The sequence below is a fragment of the Cupriavidus sp. FW305-3-2-15-C-LB2 genome (genome assembly GCF_058787575.1).
On the sequence record NZ_JBYSZW010000002.1, the window covers coordinates 25645 to 52578 of the forward strand.

26 protein-coding genes are annotated in these 26934 nt (G+C 60.3%); 15 read left to right on the forward strand and 11 right to left on the reverse strand.

The window, feature by feature from the left end; translation table 11 throughout:
• The first annotated feature begins 246 nt into the window (after window positions 1-246).
• Window positions 247-1506 (forward strand): PucR family transcriptional regulator, encoded by a 1260-nt coding sequence (locus AC3WRR_RS02120; RefSeq protein WP_492296086.1) that lies wholly within the window; start codon window positions 247-249, stop codon window positions 1504-1506.
• A gap of 123 nt (window positions 1507-1629) precedes the next feature.
• Here the strand turns inward: AC3WRR_RS02120 and AC3WRR_RS02125 are convergent, their stop codons facing one another.
• From AC3WRR_RS02125 to AC3WRR_RS02150, 6 genes are all read right to left on the reverse strand, one after another.
• Window positions 1630-3129, reverse strand: coding sequence for an efflux transporter outer membrane subunit (locus AC3WRR_RS02125; RefSeq protein ID WP_492296088.1), 1500 nt, complete (start codon window positions 3127-3129; stop codon window positions 1630-1632).
• Window positions 3130-3143: 14 nt separating this feature from the next.
• Window positions 3144-5204 carry an FUSC family protein gene (locus tag AC3WRR_RS02130; protein WP_492296089.1) on the reverse strand — a complete coding sequence of 687 codons (2061 nt, stop codon included), beginning with the start codon at window positions 5202-5204 and terminating at the stop codon, window positions 3144-3146.
• Window positions 5205-5216: 12 nt separating this feature from the next.
• Window positions 5217-6269 (reverse strand): multidrug transporter subunit MdtN, encoded by a 1053-nt coding sequence (gene mdtN / locus AC3WRR_RS02135; RefSeq protein WP_492296091.1) that lies wholly within the window; start codon window positions 6267-6269, stop codon window positions 5217-5219.
• A gap of 15 nt (window positions 6270-6284) precedes the next feature.
• Entirely contained in the window at window positions 6285-6548 is a 264-nt protein-coding gene (locus AC3WRR_RS02140; RefSeq protein ID WP_492296093.1) for a YtcA family lipoprotein, read from the reverse strand.
• Window positions 6549-6622: 74 nt separating this feature from the next.
• A complete protein-coding gene (locus tag AC3WRR_RS02145; protein ID WP_492296095.1) occupies window positions 6623-7066 on the reverse strand; it encodes a MarR family winged helix-turn-helix transcriptional regulator in 444 nt (147 codons plus the stop codon).
• 112 nt (window positions 7067-7178) lie between these two features.
• Window positions 7179-7814, reverse strand: a complete 636-nt coding sequence (locus AC3WRR_RS02150; RefSeq protein WP_492296097.1) for a TetR/AcrR family transcriptional regulator — start codon at window positions 7812-7814, stop codon at window positions 7179-7181.
• Between the two features lie 162 nt (window positions 7815-7976).
• Here AC3WRR_RS02150 and AC3WRR_RS02155 point away from each other — a divergent pair, with 162 nt between their 5' ends.
• From AC3WRR_RS02155 to AC3WRR_RS02190, 8 genes are all read left to right on the forward strand, one after another.
• Window positions 7977-8603 (forward strand): paraquat-inducible protein A, encoded by a 627-nt coding sequence (locus AC3WRR_RS02155; protein WP_492296098.1) that lies wholly within the window; start codon window positions 7977-7979, stop codon window positions 8601-8603.
• Window positions 8600-9208, forward strand: coding sequence for a paraquat-inducible protein A (locus tag AC3WRR_RS02160; RefSeq protein ID WP_492296100.1), 609 nt, complete (start codon window positions 8600-8602; stop codon window positions 9206-9208). Before AC3WRR_RS02155 ends, AC3WRR_RS02160 begins: the two co-directional genes overlap by 4 nt.
• Entirely contained in the window at window positions 9205-10875 is a 1671-nt protein-coding gene (locus AC3WRR_RS02165; protein ID WP_492296102.1) for a PqiB family protein, read from the forward strand. Before AC3WRR_RS02160 ends, AC3WRR_RS02165 begins: the two co-directional genes overlap by 4 nt.
• Complete coding sequence (locus AC3WRR_RS02170) at window positions 10872-11483, forward strand: PqiC family protein (RefSeq protein WP_492296104.1); 612 nt, start codon at window positions 10872-10874, stop codon at window positions 11481-11483. Before AC3WRR_RS02165 ends, AC3WRR_RS02170 begins: the two co-directional genes overlap by 4 nt.
• Window positions 11480-13954, forward strand: coding sequence for a DUF3772 domain-containing protein (locus AC3WRR_RS02175; protein WP_492296105.1), 2475 nt, complete (start codon window positions 11480-11482; stop codon window positions 13952-13954). Before AC3WRR_RS02170 ends, AC3WRR_RS02175 begins: the two co-directional genes overlap by 4 nt.
• Before the next feature lie 523 nt (window positions 13955-14477).
• Window positions 14478-14891, forward strand: a complete 414-nt coding sequence (locus AC3WRR_RS02180) for an OsmC family protein (RefSeq protein ID WP_492296107.1) — start codon at window positions 14478-14480, stop codon at window positions 14889-14891.
• Window positions 14892-14908: 17 nt separating this feature from the next.
• Entirely contained in the window at window positions 14909-15739 is an 831-nt protein-coding gene (locus tag AC3WRR_RS02185) for an MlaA family lipoprotein (RefSeq protein ID WP_492296109.1), read from the forward strand.
• Window positions 15740-16030: 291 nt separating this feature from the next.
• Window positions 16031-16351: a DUF3322 domain-containing protein gene (locus AC3WRR_RS02190; protein WP_492296111.1), complete on the forward strand. Its 321-nt coding sequence runs from the start codon at window positions 16031-16033 to the stop codon at window positions 16349-16351.
• Between the two features lie 390 nt (window positions 16352-16741).
• Here the strand turns inward: AC3WRR_RS02190 and AC3WRR_RS02195 are convergent, their stop codons facing one another.
• Entirely contained in the window at window positions 16742-16960 is a 219-nt protein-coding gene (locus AC3WRR_RS02195; RefSeq protein WP_492296258.1) for a CopG family transcriptional regulator, read from the reverse strand.
• Window positions 16961-17124: 164 nt separating this feature from the next.
• Window positions 17125-17604: a hypothetical protein gene (locus AC3WRR_RS02200; protein ID WP_492296113.1), complete on the reverse strand. Its 480-nt coding sequence runs from the start codon at window positions 17602-17604 to the stop codon at window positions 17125-17127.
• Window positions 17605-17829: 225 nt separating this feature from the next.
• Here AC3WRR_RS02200 and AC3WRR_RS02205 point away from each other — a divergent pair, with 225 nt between their 5' ends.
• Entirely contained in the window at window positions 17830-18132 is a 303-nt protein-coding gene (locus AC3WRR_RS02205; RefSeq protein ID WP_492296115.1) for a hypothetical protein, read from the forward strand.
• A 218-nt stretch (window positions 18133-18350) separates the two neighbouring features.
• The gene (locus AC3WRR_RS02210) at window positions 18351-18677 is read left to right on the forward strand and encodes a hypothetical protein (RefSeq protein ID WP_492296116.1); all 327 of its coding nucleotides are present in this window, start codon (window positions 18351-18353) and stop codon (window positions 18675-18677) included.
• Here the strand turns inward: AC3WRR_RS02210 and AC3WRR_RS02215 are convergent.
• The 3 genes from AC3WRR_RS02215 to AC3WRR_RS02225 form a co-directional block, all read right to left on the reverse strand.
• Window positions 18674-18970, reverse strand: a complete 297-nt coding sequence (locus tag AC3WRR_RS02215) for a hypothetical protein (protein ID WP_492296118.1) — start codon at window positions 18968-18970, stop codon at window positions 18674-18676. The two genes, AC3WRR_RS02210 and AC3WRR_RS02215, sit on opposite strands and share 4 nt — an antisense overlap.
• A 117-nt stretch (window positions 18971-19087) precedes the next feature.
• Window positions 19088-19576 (reverse strand): hypothetical protein, encoded by a 489-nt coding sequence (locus tag AC3WRR_RS02220; protein WP_492296119.1) that lies wholly within the window; start codon window positions 19574-19576, stop codon window positions 19088-19090.
• A 152-nt stretch (window positions 19577-19728) separates the two neighbouring features.
• Entirely contained in the window at window positions 19729-20070 is a 342-nt protein-coding gene (locus tag AC3WRR_RS02225) for a hypothetical protein (protein ID WP_492296121.1), read from the reverse strand.
• Window positions 20071-20150: 80 nt separating this feature from the next.
• Between AC3WRR_RS02225 and AC3WRR_RS02230 the strand changes: the two genes are divergently transcribed.
• The 4 genes from AC3WRR_RS02230 to AC3WRR_RS02245 all read left to right on the forward strand — a co-directional run bounded on the left by AC3WRR_RS02230 (window position 20151) and on the right by AC3WRR_RS02245 (window position 26928).
• On the forward strand, window positions 20151-20387 hold the full coding sequence (locus AC3WRR_RS02230; RefSeq protein WP_492296123.1) for a helix-turn-helix domain-containing protein: 237 nt from the start codon (window positions 20151-20153) through the stop codon (window positions 20385-20387).
• Window positions 20388-20804: 417 nt separating this feature from the next.
• Window positions 20805-22574, forward strand: a complete 1770-nt coding sequence (locus AC3WRR_RS02235) for a site-specific integrase (protein ID WP_492296125.1) — start codon at window positions 20805-20807, stop codon at window positions 22572-22574.
• Window positions 22575-23099: 525 nt separating this feature from the next.
• Entirely contained in the window at window positions 23100-25859 is a 2760-nt protein-coding gene (locus tag AC3WRR_RS02240; RefSeq protein ID WP_492296126.1) for a TnsB C-terminal domain-containing protein, read from the forward strand.
• 13 nt (window positions 25860-25872) lie between these two features.
• Window positions 25873-26928: a TniB family NTP-binding protein gene (locus AC3WRR_RS02245; protein WP_492296128.1), complete on the forward strand. Its 1056-nt coding sequence runs from the start codon at window positions 25873-25875 to the stop codon at window positions 26926-26928.
• Window positions 26929-26934 lie beyond the last annotated feature (6 nt).

Consider the following 26934-nt stretch of genomic DNA (forward strand, 5'->3'; position numbering starts at 1 on the left):
ACCGTGCGAGTCTTGTTGGTGGCCGACACCTCTAAGGTAGCCGTCGACACCAAGCAAAGAAATCGTGAAAGCTATGGCAGGGGTTGTGAGTTTTCACAAGGCCTGGGTCAGTTGCTCCCTGGCGTGCCTATGGGAACCAGGGGCAAGCAATTTGGAGCAGCATGGCAGTGTTGGAGAAGTGCGTTAAGTTGCACGTCAATGCTATTTGCCGCGAGGCGGTAGTGCGTAAGTCAGCCAGGTGAGATAGTGAGCGCGATAACAATTGAAGTGCCGGACTTTTCGCCATTGATACGCGAGAAGCTCAGGGAAGTTGCGACGGATTCGTCCACGAGGATTGCGCGGACTTATAAGGCGCTGACGCGGATCGACGGGTATGAGAACCTGACTGCCGCGGTCAAGAAGGACATCATGGACTCGATCGCGTTATCGGAGAGGTTGTGGTTCGATTCCATAACAAATGAATCCGCCCCTTCACCGGGCGACCTACAGGCTCTCCACGAGTTCGGCCGCAGGCGCGTGCATCAGGGCATCGCGCTACCCTCGCTGTTGCGCGCCTTTCGTGTCGGGCTGCGTGAAGTTTGGAACGAATGCGCACAAACTGGCAGTGCCAACCCCGAGTTACGCGATGAACTGCTGTTCGTTGTGTCGCCTTACTTGATGGACTACTTCGACCAGTTGGCACAGTTGATCTCTCAGGCGTATCTTGACGAACAGTATCAGCAGGCGCGTTGGCGGCAGTCCTTACGTTATCAGTTGCACGAGATCATCTTCAATTACTCTGGCCCGGATGAAGACTTTAGCGCAATTGCGAAGGCACTTGGCCTCGATCCTGTCGCGTCACGCATTGCAGTGGCCGTCGAGTTGGGAAAATTCGACCGTAATTCGACAGCATCCGAAGGTCATCTCGATCGGCTCGTGATTTCGGCTGCGCGGCATCTTGCGATGCCCTCTGATGATCTCGTCAGCGTATGGCATCGCGACCGCATGATTGTCTGGGTCCCTTGCGAACACGGTGACCCGATGCACCTGAGCGATACAAAGATTGCGGAACGCGTTGCCGCCTTCGCACAATCGACGGACGAGATCAAGGCAGTCGGACTCGGCTTGGCGGGTACAAGCGCGAAGGGATGGGCGGAGTCGGCCAACGAAGCGATACGGGCGTTGGACTTCGCACGCGGCAGCGATTCGGTGCTACGCTCCGTGCATCGGTATTCTGAAATCGTGATTGAGGAAAGCGTGCGTAGCGTAGATAGTGCATCTCGCTATCTGCTTTCTCTGGTCGATCATCTGTCGAGCGAGCCTGATATCCTGCTTACGCTCGAAACGTTCTTCGCGCACAAGCAGCGTCGCAAGGTTGCCGCTGGTGCACTAGGCATCCACCCCAACACGCTCGACTATCGTCTTGAGCGGATCGAGAATGCGCTAGGCGCTGCGCTCGACGACGTCGGCTGGATTGCGAAACTCAAAGTCGCACTGACCATGCATCGACATCGCCGGGGCATTTGACGCTACGTACGGGCGGACCATGAAGCTAGCCGCCGGTACGATGGCGTAATACGGCTTGCATCGGGCACTCCCCGAGTCGCGGGGGCGGAGAGATTGACTTTCCACGGCGACCTGGCTCTCGCCTTACTGGTGGGACTCCTGCACCCCCTGGCCAACTGGCCTGGCGTCATACCCGCCGCCAAGCGCTGTGGCCAGTGCGATGTCCTTGTGGATCTGCTTGCTGCGAATCTCAATTGCCTGACCCTGTTCTGCGAGGACCGGGAGCCTGGCGTCCAGTGCCGATGCTTTGTCGAGTAGTCCTTGCCGGTAGTGCGCGTCGGCACTCTTCGAGGCGAAGCGGACCGACTTCAGCGTTCCTTCCTGCATAGCAGCCTGACGCCGCAAACCGTCCAACTCGATAGCAGCTTGTGCAACCTCCCGCACGGCACTGAGGATTGACTCGTTGTACTGCGCAATCAGGACGTTGCTCTGTGAGCGGGTCGCAGCAAGGTTGGCATTCAGGCGTCCACTGTCGAAGATCGGCAAGCTCAGCCCCGGAACCACGTTAATCTGCCGGCTCGATTTTCGCAACAGGTCGGCCAGGTGCAGAGAATCCAGCCCCAAGAAAGCGCGGATATCAAAGCTCGGATAGAACGCCGCCTTTGCTGCGTCAATCTGGTCCATCGATGCCTGCACATACCAGCGCATTGCCTGTAAGTCCGGACGCCGCGCTAGTAGCTCATAGCCGAGTGAAGATGGCACACCGCCGGCACTGTCTGGGAGCGGGCGGGCTGCGAGCGGCGGAAAATCCTGCGGTTGGGCGCCGATGACTAGGCGGAGCCCTTCGTGCAGTACGCGCGCCCGCGTTTGCGCAGCCTCGATCTGTTGATCCAGTCGCAGCAACTGCGCTTGCGTAATCTCCACCTGTGTCCGCGGCTCCAGACCGCGTGCGGTGCGAGACTCGTGGGCTTCGACGGTATCGTGCTGGATCTCGCGCGCCTGTTCGAGCAGTTCCTGTAACGCGTAGGTCGCCTGGATCTCGTAGTAGGTCTTGACGACTTGCGACGACAGCACGAGCGCAGCCTGCGCGGCTTCGGCCTGGCGGGCCTTGGCCACGCCCATCGCAGCATTGACGCGGGCTCGATCCTTGCCCCAGAGATCGAAGGAGTATTCGGCACCGATGCCGATGGTGCCCTGCGTATACCATGGACCGGTGGTTCCCATTTCAGGATTGGTGTGGGAGAACGGGCCGAGGAAACCGTTCTCCGACAGCCGCTGGCGGTTGACCGATGCATTGAGACCCACCAGCAATCCGCTTGACGCATCGACGAGCTTGGTCTGCGCCTGACTCGCCTCGACGCGCATGCGCGCCACCGTCATCGTCGGGGATTCCTTCAGGGCGCGCGCGACCAACGCGTCTAGTTGGTCATCGCCATAGCGTTGCCACCAAGCTTCCGACGGCCACGGGCCCTCTGGGAGTGCAGCGTCTGGTGCCACGCGCACCTGCTCGACGGGAACCTGTGCCAGCGGGGCAGTATCCTTGCGCATCAATGCACAGCCACTGGCGGCAAGCAGCAGTAAGGTGCCAGACGCAATGGCAAGCAAGCGGAGCAGGGAGCGGCGATGTGGAATGGAACGGTTCATGATTTGCTCCTGTGTCATGCGGCCGGCGTGGCCACGCGGCGGTCCAGCTGAGAAATGCATTCATCGAGCGTGCGGGCGGCACTCACAACGTCGTCGAGCCAGTCGGATGCGGCCGGGGGTATGTCTGCCTTGTAGCGATCCAAATCAGCCAACGGGTCGGCGCTGTGCGTTGTCGGGACGGCAGGCGGCACGTGCCCGTCGAACCTCTGCGCTATGGTATTGAGCCGAGCTGCCGCTTGAACGCGAAACGTCTCGAGTGAGTCGCCCATTGGTTTAGGCACCGTGCGCCCGGCCGGTTTCAGCATAAGCTGCAGCCAGTTTGCTGCGAACAATGTCTCCTGCGCCTGCGCCAATGACGTCGTAATGTCTGCAGTCACTGAGTCGTGCGCATACTGCCAACCCGGTTCCAGCGCCACACGAGCCTGCATTTCGCGATTCTGCATCAGCAGCGACCAACCTTGCACGCGCGCTTTGTCGAGGGAGGCAGAGTCGGCCGTCTCGCTTCCCGCTCGCACGAGACCCGCAACGCTGCGCAGCAGGCGTGCCAGCATTTGCTTCAGCGCGTCGCCCTCACGCTCGGGCCAGAGCCAGGCGAAGATGGCGATCGAGACCGCAGCACCAATCAGAATGCCGATCATGCGGTCACGCAGTGCTGTCAGGTCCGTTACCGGACTGAAGTGCCCCAGTTGCGACAGGGCATAAGAGAAAACAAACTGCATGCCAATGTAGTTGGTACGTGGAGAGCCCGCAGCGATCCACGCGCTGGCCGCAACAATTGGTAAAGTGAACAACAGCAAGCCGGCGATGGTATCGACATGCGGCGTGATGAAAACGGCTGCGAACAGTGCGACGATACTCCCCAGCGCACAGCCAACGATACGCGTCAGCCCCTTATGCGATGTTGCGCCTAGACTCGGCAGGGCCAGGATGAAGCACGTGAGCATGGCCGTATGAATGCCTGGCCATTGCATGCCGATGTAGAAAACGTAGCAAATGAAGGCGGCCAAGACGGTCTTCAGCGCGAACTGGCCATAAGCCGGATTGTGGAAGGCGTCACCCGCGATGATTCCTTCTGTCGCCGAAATGGGCGTTGACGGTATCGATTCCGCCTCGCCGATTGCCTGTAGCGCATGTTCCATGTCGCGCAACACGAGGTCAAGCTGCCCATCTGCCACGCGCGTGCTGACAATGTTGTTGGGGTGAAACGTGGCAACGTTCTCCACAATCGAATCGCGTAGCGCCTGGCAATGCTTGAGCAGCGCAACCACCTCGACGTCCTGTGAGGCCGACAGTGCCGTCACGGGCAGGCGCGAAAGGTGTGCGGCAGCCGTATGCAATCGGTCTACAGCCGCGATGCGCGTCAGGTGCCGTGCGCGATCTCGGTGGTATGCGTCGTCGCCCTGGGTGGCGAAGGCAAGGTGCCGATGCAATACGAGCACGCCTTTGGCCACAGCGTCGGTACTCAACTGCTTCGGTGTGGTTTGCGTGCGGCGCGCTTCCAGTTGACCGGCGACCACGTCGAGCTGGCGGCACATCTCATCGTTGAGCAGTCGTGCGGGCCGGCGCGGCCAAAACAGGAAGTTGACCGTGATCGTGAGCAGGATGGGATAGAGCGTTGCTATCCATAGCCACAGCAGGCTTCGCACGAGTCCCTCCGAACTCACACCAAGGTCGACGAAGCTCTGCGCATAGAACACGATCAGGGCCACGAGGTAGCCGATGGCTCCCAGTTTGCTGACGCGCATGAAATACATTCCGCAGAAGGCAATGGCGCCTGCAGCCAGAATTCGGAACATCGGATAATTGATGGTGACCTTTACAACCAGCAGGCTAAGAGCTACCGCAAAGGTCGTGCCGATCAGGAGCACGATGCCGGACAATCGTGTGAGGACCGTGTTTTCCTGCGCAGTGAAGAACACCATCAGCAGCGACAGCGGTAGTAACGGCACCTCGAGCGTCATCGAGATTACGATCACCAGCGCGGTACTGATTACAAATCGCCATACCGCCTCTTTGCGCCCCTCAAACGGTGCCAGTTCGGTGCGCAGAAACGTCCGTATGCTCCGGAAATCCATGATTGCAGTCTCTCAATGCGACATTGGTGCAGCGTCGGTTGTCACGATGGCCACCGCCGACGCGCCGATTCGGAACACGGCCGGATCAGCCTTCTCCACCAAAATGCGCACCGGAAAGCGCTGAGCCACGCGCACCCAGTTGATGGAACGCGGCACATGGGGCAGGCCACCGGTTTCGGCGCCGCCGTCATCGGGAAACACGCCGGCGCCCACGGATTCGACCGCGCCCCAAAACCGCTTTTCCGACTGGCCCAGCACGTAGACTTGCGTTGGTTGCCCTGGCTTGATGTGTTCAAGCTCTGTTTCGCGAAAATTCGCCACAACGTACCAACGTGTGGTGTTGGCCAGCGTGAAGACCGGATGACCTGCCGCCGCGAATTGACCTGCAGATGTCTTGAGGTTGATGACGATGCCATCGAACGGCGCACGCACCGTAGCGAATTCGAGATTGAGCTCGGCAAGGGCGATTTCGGCCCTGGCCACTTCGCGCTTGGCGACCAGCGCATCCACGCCGCTGATGCCGGCGGTAGCGCGTTGCGCTTCGAGAATGGCCGCACTCAGTTGTGCCTGCGTCGAGCGCTTGGCTGTTCGTGCCTGGTCCACCTGTTCCGCCGACACGTATTCCGATCCGAGCAATGGCTCCATGCGGCGCAGGGTATCGGCGGCCTGCTCGGCGGCGGCACGTGAGCGATCCACGCTGGCCGTTGCAGCGGCGGCGCCCAACTTCTGCGCGTTTACTGAGCGCTGGGTCAACTCGATCTCCCGATCGAGCGCTGTTAGCGTGGCCTGTGCCTTAGCTAGAGTGGCCTCGAACGGACGCGGGTCAATCCGGAACAGCACATCGCCGCGCTTGACGGTCTGGTTGTCGCGCACCGCCAGTTCCACGATCCGGCCGCTGACTTCGGGCGTCACGCTGATGGTGTCGGCATAGGCATAAGCGTCGTCGGTGCGGGGTGCCGTGTCGACGCGCCAGATCACATAAATTCCCAGGCCAAGGGCCATCACGATCAGCAGCAGCGCAATAGCTTTGCCCGCGCGGCCCCGGTTTTCAGTCTTTTCGGACATCGCCGTACTCTCGAATCAGTTTTGGAAGAAGATGAGCCAGCCGGTCAACGCCAGCGTTACCGTGAGGGCCAGGTAGGCCAGCGGTAGAGTAAGCCCGCCGGGGCGCACCAAACGCCCCGTGGCGCGCAGTCCCGCGTGGACCATCGTCGTCGCGACGATGGCGCCGACGATGCAGAACAGCCAGTCGGGAAAAAAGGCGCCCAGCACGCCGATTGATGGCGATGTCGCACAACCGCTCAACAGAGCGAAGGTAAAGAAGAGGGGTACCCGGGATCTCATTGCACGTTTCTCCGTAGAGCCATGTCTGTCGGTAGTCTTTAAAGTTGCCTAGGCAACAAGATGGCCAAAAAAATTTACTCGTGCGCGACCATGCGTTCGAGCAATGTCTCGAGGCGTCGTAACTCTACGCTGTTGAATTCGCCGAAGAAGCGGTTGATGATTGCCGATGATTTGGCGAGCAGTTCCGGGAAGATCCGGCGGCCGTCGTCTGTCAGTTCGAGCATGTTGGCGCGCCGGCTGTCAGGGTGGGGCAGCCGGCGGATTAGGTGTTTCTGCTCGAGGCGGTCCAGCATCCGCGTCATGGCGCCTGGGCTATATGAGATCTCTTTGCAAAGCTGCGCGGCGGTATCACCGCGTCCCGCGCGGATAGCGGACAGAATTCCGTATTGCGCAGCAGTGACGCCAAAGGGCTCCAGGTCCTTGTCCAGCGCCTGTATCAGTTTGCTCTGGCCTCGGTTGACGAGGCGGGCGACTCTTGCGCGGCGTTCATAGTGAAGAGCATCGGCGTCTGGCTTCATGGCGAGGGTGTTTCCGAGTTCGATGGCTGCATAGTACATTGCCTAGGCAATATATGTGAACGCGAAAGTTGCAAAGGCCTTTTGCAGTTTTCGGAATACGTTGCCGCGAGCGTTAGCGCTTTGCTGTGGCCTCCATGTCGGCCAAGTAGGCCGACATCAGGCGCGGGATGCCTTGCAGGTAGATGTCGAGCCGGTTTGGATTGGTGCGAAACCCCATCCAGAGTGTTCCCACCGCGACTGCGTGGAGCAGCGTCGCGCCGATCTCCCTTTCGCCGGACGAAAGCCCGGGTAGGCGGGCATCCAGGACCTGTCGAATTGAATGGATGAACGCCGACACCTCATGGGCAGGGGTGCGGTCATGCAGCAGTGGCAAGTAGTCCACGTGCGCCTGAAGATAGGCGAGATAGGGCATCACTAATTGCTCGGTCGCCTCGTCCGGCGACAACTGCTGCCAGACAGCGGCGGGCGTTTCCATCTGTTGCCGAGCGATCACTTGCATCGCTGAGCGATGTCGCTCCGAGAGCGCATCGAGCACGCTGTCCAGATCCGGAAAGAAGTGATAGAGCGATCCAATCGAGGTCTGCGCCCGCCGGGCCAGCGCGTGCATGCTGACTGCCGCCAATCCTTCCTCCGCAATCATTTCCGCGACGGTGTTGAGCACCACATCTACCCTGGCTTGCCCACGCTTCTGGCGGGCCGGGCGCGCCGCTGCCGTCTCGTCGGCCGTCTCATGCTTCGCTTTGATCACGTCACCACGATCCATCGTTCCCCACAACTTCCGAAATGGCATACAGCTAACAGTGTAAATCAATTATAGACACAATCGTCTAGTTTGCTTAATAATAGACGCAGGCGTCTAGTTGTGATCTGGGTTCCTACACCGTCGACTGTGCGGGCCTCCGCTCTCTCTATGTCCACCTTTCCCAATCTGGTGATCTGCGAACATTGCGACACCGTCTACCGCCGTCGCGTACCGGCGGCCGGCGAACAGGCGCGCTGCGAACGCTGCGCCGCTGTGCTGTACGGTTCCGGCTGCCTCGACATCGAACAGTGGCTTGCCCTGACAATTGGCGCCGCCATTGTCTTTGTGATGGCCAACGTCTGCCCCGTGGTCGGCATCAGCCTGAAAGGGCTGTACAGCGAGGCTACGCTGTGGCAGGCCGCCGCTGCACTGGCGCATGGCACGATCGGACTCATCGCCATACCGACCGCGCTGTCGATCATCCTGATTCCTTTCATCCAGATTGCGCTGCTCGTCTGGCTCCTGTCGTTCGCCAGGGTAAGGCGGCGCGCGCCCGGCTTCGCGCCGGCAATGCGATTGCTCGTCTTGCTGCGCCCCTGGAGCATGGTGGAAGTTGCGGTGCTCGGCATTCTGGTCGCGATCGTCAAGCTGACCAGCTTCGTTCAGGTGGCGCCGGGCGTCGGTATCTGGGCAAACGCGGTGCTGATGGTGCTTATTCCGTTAATCGCTAGCCGCGATGTCCACTCGCTGTGGGACCTGACTGCACCGCCCGCCATTGGCGGAGTTGTCGCGTGAACCGCTTTCCGCGCGCTGATGATCTTGGCGTCATTGGCTGCCACACCTGCGGGCGCGTGAGCCAGTCTACGCACTCGAAGTGTCCCTGCTGCGGCGCGGCCCTGCATCGCCGGCGGCCAGACAGTATTGCGCGCGCTTCGGCTCTGCTAATTGCCGGCATGATCCTCTACATCCCGGCCAACTTGCTGCCGATGATGTTCACCAGCCTGCTTGGCCATGGCAGCGAGAGCACCATCCTAGAGGGCGTGATTGCTTTCTGGAGCGCGGGCTCTTATGGCATCGCACTGGTGATCTTCGTTGCCAGCGTGCTCGTCCCATGCAGCAAGTTCCTGATTCTTGGCTTGCTACTTGTCAGCGCGCGACGACGAAGCACGTGGGCCATGCAGGAACGCGCAAGGCTCTATCGGCTAGTCGAGATGATCGGCTATTGGTCGATGCTCGATGTGCTCGTTGTGGCCATGGTCGCCGCGCTTGTCAAATTCGGAGCGCTGGCGGACGCAGAACCGCGCATCGGCATCCTCTTCTTCGGCGGCGTCGTGATCCTCACCATGCTCTCCGCCATGCAATTCGATCCCCGTCTGACGTGGGATGGTGAACAGATATGAGCGATCCCTTCCCAAAACATTCTGCCCCCGCGCCGAGCGATCCCGCGATGAGCCGACGCCGCGTGCCCATTTCCTTAGTCTGGCTTGTGCCAGGCATTGCTGCGCTGATAGGAGTGACGATGCTGGTCCACACGTGGAGGTCGGCCGGGCCAGAAATCGATATCGCGTTCCGGACGGCGGCAGGGTTGGAAGCCGGCAAGACGGCCGTGAAGTACAAGGACGTCACGGTTGGGGCAGTGTCGGCGATCACACTCAGCGACGATGGCTCTCATATCGTGGCGCATGTGGCGCTGGCCAAGAGTGCGTCACGGCTAACCCGCCAGGACACGCGCTTTTGGGTGGTCCGGCCGCGCGTCGGCGTGGGCGGCGTATCCGGTATCGACACCCTGCTGTCGGGCGCCTACATCGCCGTCGACGCCGGCAAGGCCGAGGCATCGGCCAAAACCTTCACGGGACTTGAAACACCTCCTACCGTGATTGGCGACACACCGGGCCGAACGTTCATCCTACACACGTCCGACATGGGATCCCTGGACATTGGCTCGCCCGTTTACTACCGCCGTGTGCAGGTGGGCCGCGTGGCCTCTTATCGGCTCGATGACGACGGCGAGGGCGTCAGCGTTCGGATATTCGTCGACGCGCCATACGATCGCTTCGTTACGGCCGATACTCGCTTTTGGAATGCCAGTGGCGTTGATGTTTCACTCGGTGCAGACGGATTCAAACTGAAGACGCAGTCGATCGCGACGATTGTCGCGGGCGGCATAGCTTTCGCCGCACCGACCGCCGGCGGGAAGATGGTGCCGGAAGATGCGCACTACCCGCTCGCAAAAGACCAGGTGACCGCGATGGCGTCTCCCGACGGGCCGTCGCAATCGCTGCAACTGCGCTTCTCACAGTCGCTGCGCGGCCTGGCTGTGGGCGCGCCGGTCCAGTTCTACGGCCTGGAGATTGGCCGGGTGGTTTCGATGGAGCTTGATTATGCACCGGCCACGCATACCTTCACGTCGGTAGTGAACCTGTCGATCTATCCGCAGCGACTCGGGCGCACGCTGGACAAGCTGCCCAAGGACATCGCAGAGGCCGAGCGACAACAGGCTCGGTTTCTGCGAGAGATGGTGGCACGTGGCCTGCGTGCCCAGGCCCGCCCCGCGAACTTGCTGACCGGGCAGCTTTATATTTCGTTCGATTTCATTCCCAACGCACCGCGCGTGGCGTTCGATGAGTCCGTCCGGCCACTCGTTCTGCCCACCGTGAAGGGCAGCCTCGACCAGTTGCAAGACCAGCTTGGCAGGATCCTCGGCAAGATCGAAGAAGTTCCTTTTGATTCAATCGGCCGCCATCTCGACCGCTCGCTAGGTAATCTCGACAAAACGCTGGAGCAGGTCAACGGCCAGGTGCTTCCGCAAACGACGCAGACCTTAAAGCGAGCCGAACAGACCTTCGTCGCTGCACAGGGCCTGCTGGCGGAGGACGCCCCGCTGCAACAGAACCTCGGACAGACCTTGCAGGAAGTCCAGCAAGCGGCGCGCTCTGTGCGCGTACTGACCGACCTGCTAGGCCGTCATCCGCAGGCCTTGGTCCGTGGCCTGCCGGACGACCCGACGCCCGTTGCGCCTCAGTTCAGCATCCCTAACGCTACCCCGACGCAGGAGTCCCGACGATGAACCGTCTCGTTCGTCTCATATCGCCCGGGTTGTTGGTCGCGGCCCTTGGACTGACGGCCTGCGTGTCGGCGCCGATTCACTACCATACGCTGGCTGCAGCATCCGACCATGCACCGGCAGTCAGCCGACCGGCGCCGTTCGTGATCGAAGTATTGCCGGTCGGCGTGCCGCCCCAGATCGACCAGCCCCAATTGGTCGTGCGGCAAGGGGAGGGAGGTCTCGCGTTGCTCGAGAATCAGCGTTGGAGTGCGCCATTGGCTGACGAACTGCGCGGCGCGCTCTCGGCAGAACTAACCCGCTGCCTCGGCGCACAGGATGTCGCTGGGCTAATCCGGCCCGCCGGCATTCCGGTGCTCCGGGTTAAGGTCCAGGTTCGCCGGCTCGATGCGTGGCCTGGCCAGTTGGTCCGGCTCGTGGCCGACTGGAGCCTTAGCATGGACGACAAGGGGGCCATTCGCAGGCTGGCGTCCCATGGGCAGTTCGAGGAACCCGCGGTGGCTGGCATTCCCGCCCTGGTGCAGGCGCAACAGCGCGCCGTGGCGGATCTGGCCGGGCAGATCGTCGACGAGGCCGGGCAATGGGCGCATGCTTCGTCGAGGCGTCCATGAACGCGGTCCGTAAGCTCGCGTCGAGCATGGCCCTTGTCACGCTGTTCCACATCTTGCCAGCGGCATTGTCGAATGCGGCGGCGGCTGAGGCTGTGCCCCGTGCTTCTTATCCCATCGCCGCGGAAGGCCCTGCGTCGACCCCAGAGGCGGCGGCATTGGTTGACCTGCAGGCAGAGCAGGACCGCATCAAGGAAACCGCATCGAATATCACCCGCGACACGCGGCTCGAGGACCTCGATCACGACCTACTGCGACTTGTCGGCAGGCTCGCGGGACTAAAGGACGTCCTTACCCACCAGCGTACCCAGTTGCAGGCGCAACTGGATGTCCTCGGTCCGCCGCCCGCCGCGACGGCGACGCCGGAGGCGCGCGCCGTCGCGCATCAGCGTGCGGACCTTAACGCACGCACGGCACAGATCGACACGCAGCTGAAGCAGGTTGCCGAAAGCCAGCGGAACATTTCGTACCTGAACGAGCAACTCGGCAAGCTCAGGCGTAGCTGGATCAAGGACCAACTCGCCCTGCACTCGGACAGCATTGCGAATCCCCGGTTCTGGGAGCCACTGTTCGACCCATCTGCAGAAGACCGCATGCGCCTCCAGCGCTTTCAGAAGCAGGTCACGGAAATGGTCTACAGGGTATGGCAACCCGACAGCGCGGCAATGACCGGCTTCCTGCTCGTGTTGGCTCTGGTTGTGTGGCGCCTGGGCCGGCCACTCGCCGAACGGTGCGTGGCTTGGCTGGCCCTTACACGGCTGCCGCCCGCCCGCCTGCGGCGCAGCGTGTTCGCCTTTGGCACGACGCTGGCCACGGTGCTGACGACAGCGCTCGCCGCGAACATCGTGGTGGTGGCTTTCACACGACACTACACGCTGCCGACCGAGCTGCAGAACCTTCTCGGCGAGCTGACCCGGCTGATGATGACAAGTGCGCTGATCGCCGGCCTTGGCCGCGCCTTGTTGTGTACGCGCCAGCCTTCATGGCGGTTGCCAGCGTTGGCCGATCCAGTTGCGCTAGCGCTCAGGCCGTTTCCCGCTGTGTTGGCCGGACTGCTACTGCTGGCTGGTACGCTCGAACAATTGAACCGCACCGCTGATACTAGTGTGCAAGTAACCGTGCTGGGTCGAGGGATGGTGTCGCTGGTGGTGGCGTCGACCATCGGCGTCGCACTGCTACGAGCGAACCGCGTAAGAGCGCGGCTGGCGGCTGCCGGCGAGCCGCCTGAGGCGCGCAGTACCCTGGCGGGCGTGATCTACGCCGGAGTTACCGTTACCGTTATCGCCTCGCTCGTTGCCTTGCTGGTCGGCTATACCAGCTTTGGACGATTCCTGACGTACGAGTTGGTCTGGTTCGCCATCGTCTTGTCGGGCGCGTACCTATTGACGCAACTGACACGCGACCTTTGCGCAAGCCTGTTTGCGCCACATCATGCAAGTGGCCGCGTGATCAAGCAATTGTTCGGGGTCACTGACGAGCACCTAGAGCAAGTTTCCATCGTCATATCGGGAATCTGCACGAGCTTTTTGCTGTTGGTGACCGTGCTAGCGCTACTGACCGGCGGTTTCGGCAGCACCCCAGCAGACCTGCTGAACGGCATAGTTAGACTGCTGGGTGGTGACAAGCTACGGAGCATCGACATCATGCCCGAGAGCGTCCTTGATACCGTCATTGTCCTTGGCGTCGGAATCTGGCTGCTACGGTCCGTACGGCACTGGCTGGATGGGGAACTTCTGCCGAAGTTCTGTTCGGAACCCGGCATGCGGGCGTCATTGGTCACACTATTCAGCAACGTTGGCTATGTGTTGCTGGCCCTGGTCAGCCTGTCTTTCCTTGGCGTGCGGTGGGAGAAACTGGCGTGGATTGTCAGTGCGCTGTCCGTAGGGATCGGTTTTGGCTTGCAAGAGATCGTCAAGAATTTCATCTCCGGCCTGATCTTGCTCACCGAGCGACCCATCAAGGTGGGCGACATGGTCAGCATCGCCGGCGTGGAGGGCGATATTCAGCGAATCAACGTGCGTGCAACTGAAATCCTGCTCGGGGACCGCTCCACTGTAATCGTCCCGAACTCCCAGTTGATTTCGCAGAATGTGCGCAATGTCACCATGAGCCAGGGAACCCTCGGCGTGGCGCCGCTGCAGCTAATGTTTCCGCTGGATGTGGATCCCGAACATGTGCGCGACCTGCTTCTATGCGCTTACCAGGAGAACGAAACGATCCTCGATTTCCCGGCGCCTTCGGTCACGTTCACCCAACTGACGCCAGATGGCATCACGCTCAGCGTAACCGGTTATGTGCGAAGCCCTCGCATTGCGGGCAATGTGAAGAGCGATCTTCTTTTCGACATCCTCAAGCGGTTGCGTGCGGCAGGGGTCTCGCTTTCGACCCCACGTGCTCTTCGGATGGAAAATGCGACAGTCTTGCGAGACTCGAACATGCCCTCCGATTCAGCAACAAACCGGGTCGGACGATGACTATATCCCGACCGCTATGCCGGCCACGATTTCATCGGCGACGCATTCGATCCCCATGTGGTTTCGTATGGTGTACTGCTGTCCCCACGCCCCGCGGCGGGACAGCTCGATTGATATCTCGAAATCCACCGGATTACTGAAGTATTTCAAATCCCCAGCCCGACAGTCGCGTGGGATTGATCCGATAGGCGGCAGCTGCGCGTGCGACACCTTTGTCGGGGGCAGGTCTGCCTTCCCTCCGTGCTTCTCTCCCCTTGCGCCCATTGTGGGCGGCGGCTTACATCTGCAGCGGGAGAAGATTCCAGAGTCGCGCGTATCGAGAAGCCAGCCGCCGGCAGCTGATCCGGGCGCTTTTTTGTTGCCGCGTGGCGCTGCGCAGGCCTGTGGCTTATGCGTGAGGCGTGGATTGTTGCGCCTGCCAGGACAGTGTTTTCGACGCGCGCTGGCTGCATAAGAAGAGGAGCGCTGCTAGTCTTGGGCCTCCGTCGAGCACGTCCGCGCAAGCATTAATAGAAGACCCAGCATGACAGCCAGAATTACGATTCACGCCAATACTACGTCAACGCCTTACACGGTTACCATTTCAGACGCCCAAGGGCATCAGTGGCTTGCTGACGAGGCGGCCGAAGCCGGCGGCGCGGATGCCGGTCCTTCGCCGGGCCAGCTGATCCTCTCCAGCCTGGGTGCCTGTACGCTTATTACTCTGCAGATGTTTGCCACCCGCAAGGAGTGGCCACTTACCGGTGCCGCGGTTGAAATCGAGCTCAATCCGGATGGTAAGCCCGCGGCAGGAAGGACTGTCATCCGGCGGAACATTTCCCTGGCTGGGGCGCTGAGCGCGGAGCAGCGAGAGCGCCTGCTTCAGGTTGCCAATGCATGTCCAATGCACAAGCTGCTGACGGGCGAGGTCCACATCGATACGCTCTTGATCCCGTGAGGCGAATATCGCGATTGTTGGCGACTGCCGCCGCGGCCGTTCTTGCCGGCTGCGCCACCGGCCCGACTGCCAATCCGAAGGATCCGCTGGAGCCGTTCAACCGCGAGGTTTCTCGCATTAACGAGGACTTTGACAAGGGCGTACTGCGCCCGGTTTCCCAGTTCTACGCCGATTACACGCCGACGCCAGTGCAGCGCGCGGTGGAGAACTTCTTCTCCAATGTCAGCGACGTCTATTCTGCGGTGAACAACCTGCTGCAGGGCAAGCCTGGCCACGCCGCCGAAGATACCATGCGCGTGGCCATCAACAGCGTCCTCGGCATAGGCGGTCTGATCGACATCGCAACGCCGGCAGGGCTGCCCAAGTACAAGGAAGACTTTGGCCAGACCATGGGTGTGTGGGGCGTGCCGGCCGGCCCTTACCTCGTGCTGCCGCTGTTTGGACCAAGCTCCGTGCGCGATGCCGGTGGCATGCTGGTCGACCGCCAGCTTGATCCGTCGGCCTATATCTATCCGGTCTCGTTGCGCAATTCCTTAGCGGGCGTTCGCATCGTTGCCGGCCGCGCCCAGTTGCTCGGGGCGACTGGCCTGATAGAACAGGCCGCACTGGACAAGTACGCGTTCATGCGCGATGCCTACCTGCAGCGGCGCGAATATCAAGTCTATGACGGCGATCCGCCGTCCAGGCCGGACGAATTGGAATCCGAGGACTCCCCGGTTGCGCCGGCCGATGGTAGGCAAGGGGAGGCAAAGCCGGCGGCCGGCAAACCTGCCGACGCCGAGCAGGAGAGTCCCAACCTTCCGGTCCCGTCGAAGGTTGTTCCGCCCGCCATCCGGTTTGGCCGCTGAGGCCCGGCCGGAGAAGCGATGAGCGCGTGGCACCGATTGGGGCGCGCCCCCGGGCGGCGGCCCTATTCGATTTCCACCATATCCACCACCTGCTGCTGATTCTTGTAGCGCACCTCCTGGCCGCATGACGAAGCGCCGTGCGGCACAACACCAGTCGAACATGTCGAGCACCGTCGGCTCCAGTTCGATGTCCGTGTCGATTAGCCGGAAGCTGCCTGAAATGGAATGCGCACCGCGCCAACTGGCTGATCGGGGGAGCGGCCACTGCGTGGCCGCAAAGCATTGGATTGCATGGCCTCACTGAGAGATGTCCTCACCGACTTGCCTGGTACGCGCGAATGGGTGGCTAGCTGGCGCCAATGGAGGGCAGGCGGAGGCACAGTGGAGTGGAACTACCGGAGGTGGTCATCCGGTGACCAGGAACTGCCATCGCGCCTCGTGCTGAAGATGCAGAAGAAATGGCGACTCTCTTGGGTGTTGGAAGTATCTGGGGCCAGAGCGAAGGAGCGCTATGCGGCTTCCCTTGGACAAGTAGCAGCGCTACCGGCGAGCGCTTTGGGTTTCGAGACTGGTTTGGCCATTGCAAATCGCGTAGAGAAGGCGCCACCATAGTATGACTCATGACGGGCCTATCTCTACATCATGCATATTCGTCTACGACATAGACGGGGGAGGACCGCCGTCACGGCGCCGAGAACTTCTGGGGGGGATGTCAGTTCTTTCACGCGAGGTGAGAGGAAGTGCCGCTAGGGCTGCGATCTCATTGCCAGCTTCGTCAAGAGCGGTCCGCCATGTCTCTGCAGACTGTCGGAATATTGAATTTTCGCGCCGTTCCGTCTATAGGGCATCCGATGTGCCGCTCAGCCTTTCAGTCAATGAGGCGATTTCGACCTGCATCGAAGCTTTGGCCTCCGCGGCAGCGAGTTGGGCCATTGCAGCCGCTCGGCCTCTTGTAGCGAAAATGCCAAGGAGATTTCGAGGTGGCAGCGTGAGCGGGCACTTTCACCATTCCGAGCGCCGCTCCTGCTGGTAAGCGAGACCGTCGATCTGCTTGTCCTTCCACAGCCCGAATACATCAGCCTCAAGAGTCAGCTTTCGCTGCGAGATGTACGTCTTGATGGCATCGCGGACGACAGCCGCCCGTGTACGGTGCTCAGCCTCCGCTATTGCCGCTAAGTCCTCTATTTGCGTATCAGGCAAGTTGACAAGGATTCGGCCCACATCTGTCTCCAATTGCGCAATGTGCACCATATGCCACGCTCCAAGTATACTCAAACTTGGATCTCATATCGCCGCCGGACGGTACCAGAGTGCCCCTCTTGGGTTGTTAATACAATGCCATAGGTGCCCGGAAAACCGCCTTTCACCGGGCGCGATCGCTGGTCTCAGTTACTCGAGGCTCTGATGGCAAGCCACCCCGCTCGATGGGCGTGGGCATCGTGCAGTGCGTGATGCCATGGATGTCCCGCCTCGGCATGATATCCCACGACCGCCCGCTGGAATTGCGGCAGCGCGGCCAAGGGTCCAAGATCGTAACGCCCGATGAGGTTAGGGGGGAGATCATCGCCTAATGCGTCCAATAGCAGTTCCCAGTCTATGAAGCGGTCGCAGGCCACGACAGCGCTGGACGATAGACCTGCAAACCAAGCGCGAATTCGCTCAGGAAGGTCCGCACGCAAAACACGAGAATTGGCGGTTTGGCCGAGAACTTCACATACGCTGCTGCGTACGAATTGGTTGCACTTAGCGATGTCATAGTCCTGCACTTCCGCGTAGAAGTCTCGACCGTCCACTGTCACCATGCCGATGCTGATAAGCTCGCAGTCGATGAAATCTGTGAACTCGGTATCAAGGAAGACAAGCATGACGCGATCCAGGGTGTAGGGGTGTCACGAACGGCTGTGCCAGCAATTCCAGAGTGCGATCGTCTTTTTGGGCTATCGGCATCGGGCCCGCCCCCGGTTATGACGCACGATCATGCATTGAGCCACCATTCAGAACGCGGCCGTGAGAATCAGGCTTGTAATAGGGATGCCAAATGGTGTGGGCCTGAGGTACCATCGCAGGGAACACCGAGATGGAGCGCTGCGATGAGCATCCAACAGAAGGGCCGCCTTCTTGAAGCTTGGCTGCTCGCCGGCTTGCCGTATTTTGATCTGGCTGGCAAACGCTACTTAAACCTGCGAGATGTTCCACTTGAGTTCGAGAGCGCAATCTTACGTTGGCTGGATCTCCATCCTGAATTGGTTGAGCATGACTCGCCGGATTGCGTGCTGCTCGAGGGTCCCAAAGGGCTGGCCATCAGTGCGTGTGGCTGGTCTGCTTTCTTGGCCTGGGTCAAGGAGACGCTGAACGAAAAGCTGCTTCAGCTGGAAGCAGATCAGCCTAACTGAGCAAAGGGGTGCGCGATACACGTCTCCGAAACGAGCGCGCCTCACCACATCAGCGTGGATCACCATACGGCTCTTCGGGAATGACTATTCCTGCAGCATAATAGTATTGAGCCAGCCTTCATCATCATTGACCAAGCAGGGTGCCCTCAGGGAAATTCGCCTCAAAATTTTCGAGGCCATTGGTATTGGTGGCCTCTGCCAAACGGAAGCAAACAGCGATGCTAAGAGTCAGAGTTGAGCTTATCCCAAACGGAGGCGAAGCGGGCGCCCGTTTGCTGGGAGAGTTGGAGATTGTTAACGAGGGCACCGGAACGGAGGTCACTGGAAGCTATGTCGCTGTCATGAAAGAGTATGCTGAGTCCGCCTCCGGTCGAAGCACCGCATGGCAAACGACTGCGTTGATCGAGGATGTCGAGCGTGATATCGCCCGGCCAATGCAACTTGTTGGCGTGGCGATGAGTTTGATGGCGCCGATGAAAAGAACGCTGAGCAACAACTTCACTCCGTGCGGGCGCATCGTGTCCCAGCAGGCACTGGAAGACTAGTCGCGCCGCAGTTTCAGCGTCTGGGCGTCAGCGATCTCCATCGCTAGTGCATCCCCGGCTCGCCAACCGAGCTGCGTCGCCAACGTAGCCGGCAGCGGAATCAGCAGCATGTCGTCGCTGTGGGCCGCTTTGCGCGCCGTGACGCGCCATACACCGGATGAGCCGCGATCGCCTAAATACTTGAGTAGGGTTTCCCGCAGCGTCGCATCGTCGTCGGGGAGGGCTAGCCGGGACAGTAATCGTCCCAGTATTCGGCCCAAGCGCGAACCGTCCGCATCTGCGGTTGCTGTCACACCGACTGCCGCTAGGCATGGCGCATCCGTTCCACCTCGTTCGGATACTCCTTCCACAAGTCCTGGCGTTCGCGAAAGCTCGGCTTCATGGCAGTCAGTCTGGGGCTGGCAATGGCGCTATGGCTGGCCTTTGAGGTAGGGTGTATCGGTGAAACTTCCGGCACGCAGCAACTCAAGCGCTTCGTCGTGCGTATGCGTGAAACCTCGAAACGGGCGCATCTGCCGAGTGTCGATCATCGCTTTGCCGCCGACGATCGCAACGGGTCGGCGGCCTCGCGCCGCTCTACACTCACGGAGAATCGACAACCGTTCCGATGCGGTCAGAATGCCCGGAAACGGCGACGCCTTGCGTAGCCGGATGCCGCGCGCAGTTGGTTCGATCATCGCCTCGAGGATGGCTTGGAGCGGGCCATTGAGAATGGGCCGCCATGCTGAGCGATCGGGCGATTCGTTGCCGTGCGCCGCTTTCCAGCGATTGAGATTCGCCACCGCCAACTCGACGAGAGCGGGATGGCGCCTGAGCTTCTCTGCCACGGCCCGATGCAAACAAAGGCTTTGCCATTCTGAAGGCGTCAGCGTATCGAGATCTGATGAAGGTGCGTTCATGGGCCTTGCACTGATTGCCGCGTCGAGAGGCCGATTCAAGATTGGGCGGGTGACTCGCCACGGTGCCGGTGAGGCTAGCGGGCCGTGACCACCAGCTTGCTGCCCCGCATAGCCACGTTTAGCCCCTTGTTGAACTTAGCGCGGGCGCCAAGTCAGCGCAAATCGTCCCAGGCACAGAAGCGATCTCCATTCTTGGCGTGGAACCAGAAGCAGTTGTCCCGTTCCTCAGGCAACAATTGGACGGCAAGGTCGTGCGCGCCATCCAAGGTGCAGCGTAGCACCACCTTGCTGCCCGCCTTCAAGTTGATCTCCAGCTTGTCCGAGGCCTCGAAGAATACCAAGTGATCCACGTCGGCCTGCTCGATCAGGACATGAAAGCCGAACTTCAACACATCGACGGCCACCTGGGTTCGACCCGGCTCGACCCGCAATTCAGCCTTGACGCACCGGTGCCCTTCGGCCAGTGCTTGTTTGCGTGCGCTGCGTGAACTCATAGAAGGCTCGGTATCGGCAAGGGATAGATTCCAAATTATCCTATTTTGGGATTTTTTGGAATAGATGGTCGCATCATGTGATGAAGACCATTCACTCCGCGCGTTATGCCGCCGTCATTACCGAACTTCGCAGGGAACGGCAAGCCCTGCAAATCACCCAGCAAGCCTTGGCACAACGGCTAAAACGGCCGCAATCCTATGTCGCCAAGGTCGAATTGCTGGAGCGGCGCATTGACGTGGTGGAGGTCGGCGAGTGGTTGCTGGCGCTGGAGTTGCGGCCCACGGCCTTTTTTCAGCGCTTTGATTGGTGGACCTGAGGGGCGCTGGGGCTGAGCCGCTGCCGATGCGATAGCAGGGCCGATCGTCGGACCGGAGCGCCCCAGTCCCAGCCTAAGCATTTACCTGCCGTTTCCCCTCCGTGACCTGAAAGGAGCGGCCGGCCCGGGCGGCATGCGACGGGCCGCGGCAGCGAATGCCGGGCGCCGCGGTGCCGGCCTGTGGCCCTAGGCTTGGCGAGCAAAATCGCCTATGAAGATATTGCTACTTATCTGCACACGCGTTTCTGCGTCTCGCCATCCAAGCGCCGCTTGCGTCGCCCGCAGCAGCGCTGTCGCAGGAGGGCCCGTATGGCTTCCGATCCTGCCACCCCGCACCGTCCGGCGCCGCCCGGGGCGCCTCGGGACCCGAATAACCCAGCCACTCCTGGCCGTCGCCGGCGGGGCGCCGGGCAGCCCATGGCGCCGGCGCGCTACCTCGGCGCACACCATTTCGCGTTCTACCGCGGCGTGCTCGAAGGGCTGAATTTGGCCGAGTTGGGGGCACGGTATCTGGAGACCGGCCGCGACCGCCGTCAGGCCAAGTGGACCCTGCAGGCAATCGAAGCGGAACTGCTACGGGGCGTACGCCGGCTGCAACCGGCCGACGGCCCGTCGGCGCGTGAGGGCATCGGCGCGCTCCCCGACGAGGCCACTTGGCGCGCGCTGTTTCGACATACCGGTGCAGCGGTGCCAGCGTGGCGTCGGCGGCGTCAGCTTGCTGCGCTCGCGGCGGTGCGGCCGCACCTCGCGCGTACGCCGACGCTGACGGACCCGGTCGCGGGCTGGTTCGCGCCGACGGTGGCGGCGCGGCTGGCGGCGGTGGGGCTGTCGACGCTCGATGACCTGCGCGCCTGCGTGACTGCGCGCGGCGTACGCTGGTACCGGGCGGTACCGCGAGTCGGCGCGGTGACGGGCCAACGCGTGATCGCATGGCTGGCGAGAGAAGGGGAGGCGCTAGGCCCCCTCACGCCGGCGATGCTTCTGCCGCGCCGTCGCGTCTCGGCGGCGGCGCGCGCCGCGCTACGCCCGCCCGCGGTCATGATTGCACCGCTTGAGGCGCTGGCGTTGCCGGCCGAGCGCGATGGCCGCATCGGCCACAACCGGCCGGGGCCTGGCGCGACCCCGCGCACCACGGCGCAGACCGACCTGGCCGCGATCCAGGCCTGGCTCGCCACGCACGGGCCGGAGAGGGGAGCGACTGCCCGCACTTACCGCTGCCATGGCGAGCGGCTCCTGCTGTGGGCAGTGTTCGTGCGCGCCAAGGCGCTGTCGGATCTGACGGTCGAGGATTGCACGGCCTATCTGGCGTTTCTGGCTGATCCGCAGCCGGCCGCGCAGTGGGTGGGGGCACGGGGCGTGCCGCGCTTTAGCTATGACTGGCGCCCGTTCGCGGGACCGCTGTCACCGGCCAGCATCCAGCAGAGTTATACGGTGCTGAGCGGAATGTTTAACTGGCTAGTTGCAGCACAATACCTTCGCTATAACCCCTTCGCGTTAGTGCCCAAGCCCAAGACCCCTCGCAGCCGCATCCAGGTGTCGCGCAGCTTTACCAAGGCGCAGTGGGCCTTCCTGCAGCGCTGTGCGGCCGAACTGCCGGCCGACGATCCGAGGAGCGTGCGGCTGCAATTCCTGTTGCGCTTTGCCTATGCGACCGCGCTGCGCATCTCCGAGCTGACCCGCGCCACGGTCGGAGACCTGCGCCACCATGACCTGCCGGACGATGCGCGTGGAAGCTGGGAATTGGTCTTCACGGGCAAGGGGACGGTCGAGCGCGAGGTTCACGTTTCGCACGCGGTAATCGCGGCGCTGCGCCGTTACCTGATCGCACGCGGGCTAGGTGAGGCGTTCGAGCGGCTGCATCCGGCGACCCCTTTGATTGGCCGGGTCAAGGCCGACGGACGTGCGGGCGCGCTGTCGGAAGAACAACTGCATGCGATTTTCAAGCGCTTCTTTGCGAGGGCCGCCGTCGCGTTAGCAGCGGACGAGCCCGCAGGTGCCGCACGGCTCAAGAGTGCGTCCGCACACTGGCTGCGCCACTCCTTCGGCAATCACGCCGTGGCCTACGGCGTGGCGCTGGATGTCGTGCAGAGCCAGCTCGGGCATGCCTCACTGGCGACCACCTCGGTCTATGTGCGTGCCGACGCCGAGCGTCGCGCGCAGGAACTCGAGCGCGTGGGGATCTTCTAGCTCGCTTGAAGAAGCTCACCGAAAGCACTAACGCTCCACTGACGTGCGGGGGCGGTATTGTTCGCGCGTCAGCGGTCGCTTGATGCTTGTGCGCCGAAAAGAAAAAGAATGTTTTTTTCTTAAGCTGGTGCGGGCGGTTTGTCGAAAATTTCTTAGTCCATTCAGAATTTAATGGATTGTCCTTGCTACACAAGAGTTTCGTCCGTGTTTCAGCCCCGCAATAGTGCCTCAAGTAACGGAAAACTTCCACGGCACAGTCGGGAAACCCAAATCGGGTTTACGAAATCTGACCAACGGACTAGAACTAAGTTGCTGCGATTGGTCTACCGGGCGACCGTGACACGCGAGCGAGGCACCGGAGGCATCCCGCAGCCAGTGTGGCAGTGCAGTGCGAACCCAGCGTGCGCCGCGATACGACCCGGCGAGCTTCTCACCGCGATGTGTCCACCTCTGACCATCTTCGGCATCGCGGTCAATTGACTGACGGTAGTTTCGCTGTTGCGGTAGGCAAGGTAAGGAGTCCATATGCTCAAGGATGATGCACTTGCGATCTTGCTGTCCCGTTGGGCGGTGACTGCTCATGGTCGCACCTTGATCGAGGCCGTTCGCACCCGAGACAATTCCGAGTTAGCGCGTTCGATTTCGGGCTGCGTCGAGTACGTTATAAGTGAAAAAATGCAGGGAACGGTAGCTGCTCCCGGTCGAAACCTGTGTGCGGCTCTCGCGATGCTTTACGAGCACGATGCCAATGTCCTCGAATACTACTTCCAGCCATGGGCGCTTGATATCAAGACGCCAACGGCGGCGGGCAAGTCAGCAGTGCGTTGGCAGCATCGGCCCGAAGTGATGCTGATTCAGCAGCAGGGGGTTGTTGTTCAGGACTGGAAAGGGGAGGGGTTCCTCTTTCGACAAAGTCGCGCCTCGGGAAACTACTATAAGGATGCTGGTGAGCCTTTCCATTGGCACTGGCGTCCCACCGAGGAAGCATACGCTGACGTGGGCTTCCACTATGAGATGCATAGTCTCGTAGAGATTCCAAACGTATTGATTATGAATATGAAGGATCTCGTTCGGTACAGGAGTTCGCCGCCCCTTCCATTGAATATTCAGCAAGACTTACGCAATTTGCTTGACCGCGAAGTAGTGCTGACATTTCGGCAACTAATGGAGATTCATCATATCGGCGCCGATACCATTAAGCACGCGATCACCACAGGAGTGCTGTGTTGCGACTTAGTGCACGAGCGGCTGGATGGAATCGGCTCGTTCCACCTCTATCGTGATCGGAGCGCGCTACAGACATGCAGCTTATCGTTGCACCGGCGCGATGCACTACCGCTACCACCCCAGGATGGGGTGATACCCGGGGCGTTGATCCAATTCAACGGGCAACCGTACTGGGTTGACTGCATCAGCGGGGATAGGGTTCGGCTACACGGCATCGGCGACGACATTAAGGAACTGCCTTGCGACGTGGTCGCACATGCCGCTGCATCGCCTTCAACCACGCTTCCGGACGGTTCCGTGAAGCCCGAAATTCGCCGGGCGCTGGCACCTTTGAGTTCGGCTCGACTGGACGAAGGCATCGAGAAGCTGAACGCTGTGCGTAACGGGGTCAACATTCGCTCGGCGCGGCAAATGGCTCGCTATCGGACTGTGGTGGAGTCATCCCTCACGGACACGGAAGCTGCAATCCGTCTGGCTGGTCGTGCCAACCAGCGCGGCAATCGTACACCGCGCCTGCCGGCGGACGTCGAAGCGTTTGCAGAGGATGTGACTCGGCATGTCTTTAAGCGCGCGCCCGGTATAACGAAGATTGGCTGCTTTCAGCGCTATCAGGGCATCTGTCGCCGAGTGCATCGGGTGCCAATGAGCTATCCCACATTTTGCAATCGCGTTAAGCGATATCAAGATTTGGATAGCAAACATGGGCGCCGCGCCGCCTTGGCAATGAAACCCATCGCCGGTAGTCTGGACCCGGGCCAACTGCCCCATGGCTGGCTTCCTCATCAGTGCGTCCACATTGATCATACCCCCGCCGATGTAGTCGTAAATGCGCCAATCGGAAACAATCTTGGGCGCGCCGTTGTCACGTTTGCATTTGACGCGTGCGTTCCTTGTGCTAGGGCGCTTTACATGTCATTTCGCCCAGCCTCGGCCCAATCGGTGTTAATGGTGCTGCGCGACTATGTGAGACGCTGGAAGAGGCTTCCGCAAACGGTGATCGTCGATGGTGGCATGGACCTGCACGCAGCACCGATCCAGCGGTTCGCCGCCTTGCATGGCATCACCTTCCGACGGCGTGCTAAAGATAGCCCGCGACAAGGTGCACCCATCGAGACGCAGAACCGGGCGAGGGAGTGGCAGGTGGACCGACTCGTGACTGGCAATACGTCGCACCTGAAAAATGCGCGCGCGTATGCTGGCTACACGGACCCCAAAGATGTCGCGGAAGAAACGCTGGTTAGCCTATATCGTCGGTACGAGGAGTACTTCTTCGTGCGCAAGTATGCGTGCGATGTCCATCCAGCGCTTGGCGTCACTCCGCAAGAATACGAGGCGAGATTGATTAGAGAGCGCGGGAGTCAACCGTTTCGCCCCGTCGGATTTGATGAGCATCTGCTTATTCAAACCGCCCCGCCGACACCGCACGCGGTCCATCGCGTGGATCCATTGCATGGCGTTTGGACTGGGTTCCGATGGTATTGGCACGATGCTTTTCGAACAGCAAAGCGAGGCGAGAAAGCCGTTCTTCGAATCGAGCCGTTCCACGCAGATATCGTCTACGCAGAATATAGGAACCAACTGCTGGTGGCGGTCGCTCGTAACCTGACGCCATTCCCGGGGAGGAGCTCCTATCAATTGGAGCAAGCGCTGCGTCAGATGTATGAGGAGAACGGGCTACGAGCGCAGCGGTCGAGACTCATGTACGCGAAAGAGCGCGACGTCCTTTCGTTAGAGGCGAGACATTTCGACCCGCTCATTGGCTTGCAAGAAGCAGAAATGCTGCGCTTGTACTTGCAATTGGGGATGGTGGCTTGCGTCAACTTGACAGATCGAACCATTTGTTGTGCGGATCCAGATGTGGTCGCTGAGCTCGAGAACACCTTCCTTCAATCAAAGGGCCAACCAGAGAAACAGCATTCCGCCGATCCACCCCGTGGCGCCGGAAAACCGCCTTTCGATTCCGTACCTGACTTGATCATCGGCGAGGAAGCTCCGGCAGAAAGCGAGCATTTGGCGCTCCGAGACATCAATTGGAAGTCCGTGAAGGGATTGATCTAAAGAGGAGGTGCGCATGGATGATGGCGTCTCTTTGGCTGATTTTTCGCCCGATGAAAGATTTTCTCTATCGGATTACGACAAAATCGAATTATTTGAAAGGTTTAATGTTACTCACCATATTTTGGAGGGGGTAATTAATAGTATGGTGCATTTATTGTGCCCCCATAATGGAATTCCTATTCTGGTGCTGGCTGGCGCTTCCGGAGTTGGAAAGTCTTGCCTATTAAAAAGCATTTTGCCGGAAGTTGTACGGCAAAAGGATTTTCGCAGGCCTGGTGGAATTGTCTATGTTGAGGCGCCGGCAATTGGCGAGCAAAAAGTGAGGTTAAAAGCGTTTTATGCTTTGATCTTGCAAGCAGGCAAGGACGCAATGATAGATAAGAAGGTTGCGTTCATAGTAGAAGATGGAAAACTTAATGTGAAGCACTGCCATGGTCAGCCTGCTGTCGATGACCTTCGTAATTGGGTAATCGCCATGTTGAAGTACCGGCAACATCTTGCATTGGCCATTGACGAGGTAATGCATTTGCTCAAGTTTAGAGAGTCGGAATCAATCCTTGATATGATCAAGGCTCTCGCGCACGATGACTGTCCTAAAATTGTAGTGGTCGGTGATTTCAATTTTACCGAGCGAGCTAGAACCTACGAGCAATATGTGAGGCGAGGGCGAACCGTTTTCCTGTCGCGCTACGATTCTACTCTTGCCAAGCCAGCGCGCACTGCGGCGGGCCGGAGGAGGCAAGATGCTGTGCTCGCTCAATTTTTGTCAATCCTAACGAAATTCAGGGCCTATTGGCCATGGAAGGATTGTCTAAATGTGGATGACCACTGTCCACAGCTTCTGTGGCAGAGTCTGGGGAACATCGGGTTGCTGAAGCAAATTCTGTCGAGTTGTCTGGAACTGCAGAATGATAGTAAGGGTCACTGGAGCGATAAATTTCTTCAACAAAGCTATTTGCCAGAAGCGCAGCGTTCGGAGCTGGAGGCGTCTTTTGAGAAAGGGGAGGCGGAAATGAGAAAGTTTGATTGTTTGCAATCGCCAGCAAATTTTTTTGCGCAGGAGAAATAGCTATTG

What these genes read in the sequence shown, in the direction of transcription:
- AC3WRR_RS02230 (WP_492296123.1), top strand. Translation starts at nt 20,151, where the DNA reads ATGAAGACCATTCACTCCGCGCGTTATGCCGCCGTCATTACCGAACTT.
- AC3WRR_RS02210 (WP_492296116.1), top strand. Translation starts at nt 18,351, where the DNA reads ATGCTAAGAGTCAGAGTTGAGCTTATCCCAAACGGAGGCGAAGCGGGC.
- AC3WRR_RS02155 (WP_492296098.1), top strand. Translation starts at nt 7,977, where the DNA reads ATGTCCACCTTTCCCAATCTGGTGATCTGCGAACATTGCGACACCGTC.
- AC3WRR_RS02165 (WP_492296102.1), top strand. Translation starts at nt 9,205, where the DNA reads ATGAGCGATCCCTTCCCAAAACATTCTGCCCCCGCGCCGAGCGATCCC.
- AC3WRR_RS02240 (WP_492296126.1), top strand. Translation starts at nt 23,100, where the DNA reads ATGCTCAAGGATGATGCACTTGCGATCTTGCTGTCCCGTTGGGCGGTG.
- AC3WRR_RS02145 (WP_492296095.1), bottom strand. Translation starts at nt 7,066, where the DNA reads ATGAAGCCAGACGCCGATGCTCTTCACTATGAACGCCGCGCAAGAGTC.
- AC3WRR_RS02190 (WP_492296111.1), top strand. Translation starts at nt 16,031, where the DNA reads ATGGCCTCACTGAGAGATGTCCTCACCGACTTGCCTGGTACGCGCGAA.
- AC3WRR_RS02245 (WP_492296128.1), top strand. Translation starts at nt 25,873, where the DNA reads ATGGATGATGGCGTCTCTTTGGCTGATTTTTCGCCCGATGAAAGATTT.
- AC3WRR_RS02175 (WP_492296105.1), top strand. Translation starts at nt 11,480, where the DNA reads ATGAACGCGGTCCGTAAGCTCGCGTCGAGCATGGCCCTTGTCACGCTG.
- AC3WRR_RS02130 (WP_492296089.1), bottom strand. Translation starts at nt 5,204, where the DNA reads ATGGATTTCCGGAGCATACGGACGTTTCTGCGCACCGAACTGGCACCG.
- AC3WRR_RS02180 (WP_492296107.1), top strand. Translation starts at nt 14,478, where the DNA reads ATGACAGCCAGAATTACGATTCACGCCAATACTACGTCAACGCCTTAC.
- AC3WRR_RS02220 (WP_492296119.1), bottom strand. Translation starts at nt 19,576, where the DNA reads ATGAACGCACCTTCATCAGATCTCGATACGCTGACGCCTTCAGAATGG.
- AC3WRR_RS02205 (WP_492296115.1), top strand. Translation starts at nt 17,830, where the DNA reads ATGAGCATCCAACAGAAGGGCCGCCTTCTTGAAGCTTGGCTGCTCGCC.
- AC3WRR_RS02170 (WP_492296104.1), top strand. Translation starts at nt 10,872, where the DNA reads ATGAACCGTCTCGTTCGTCTCATATCGCCCGGGTTGTTGGTCGCGGCC.
- AC3WRR_RS02140 (WP_492296093.1), bottom strand. Translation starts at nt 6,548, where the DNA reads ATGAGATCCCGGGTACCCCTCTTCTTTACCTTCGCTCTGTTGAGCGGT.
- AC3WRR_RS02200 (WP_492296113.1), bottom strand. Translation starts at nt 17,604, where the DNA reads ATGCTTGTCTTCCTTGATACCGAGTTCACAGATTTCATCGACTGCGAG.
- AC3WRR_RS02225 (WP_492296121.1), bottom strand. Translation starts at nt 20,070, where the DNA reads ATGAGTTCACGCAGCGCACGCAAACAAGCACTGGCCGAAGGGCACCGG.
- AC3WRR_RS02125 (WP_492296088.1), bottom strand. Translation starts at nt 3,129, where the DNA reads ATGAACCGTTCCATTCCACATCGCCGCTCCCTGCTCCGCTTGCTTGCC.
- mdtN (WP_492296091.1), bottom strand. Translation starts at nt 6,269, where the DNA reads ATGTCCGAAAAGACTGAAAACCGGGGCCGCGCGGGCAAAGCTATTGCG.
- AC3WRR_RS02235 (WP_492296125.1), top strand. Translation starts at nt 20,805, where the DNA reads ATGGCGCCGGCGCGCTACCTCGGCGCACACCATTTCGCGTTCTACCGC.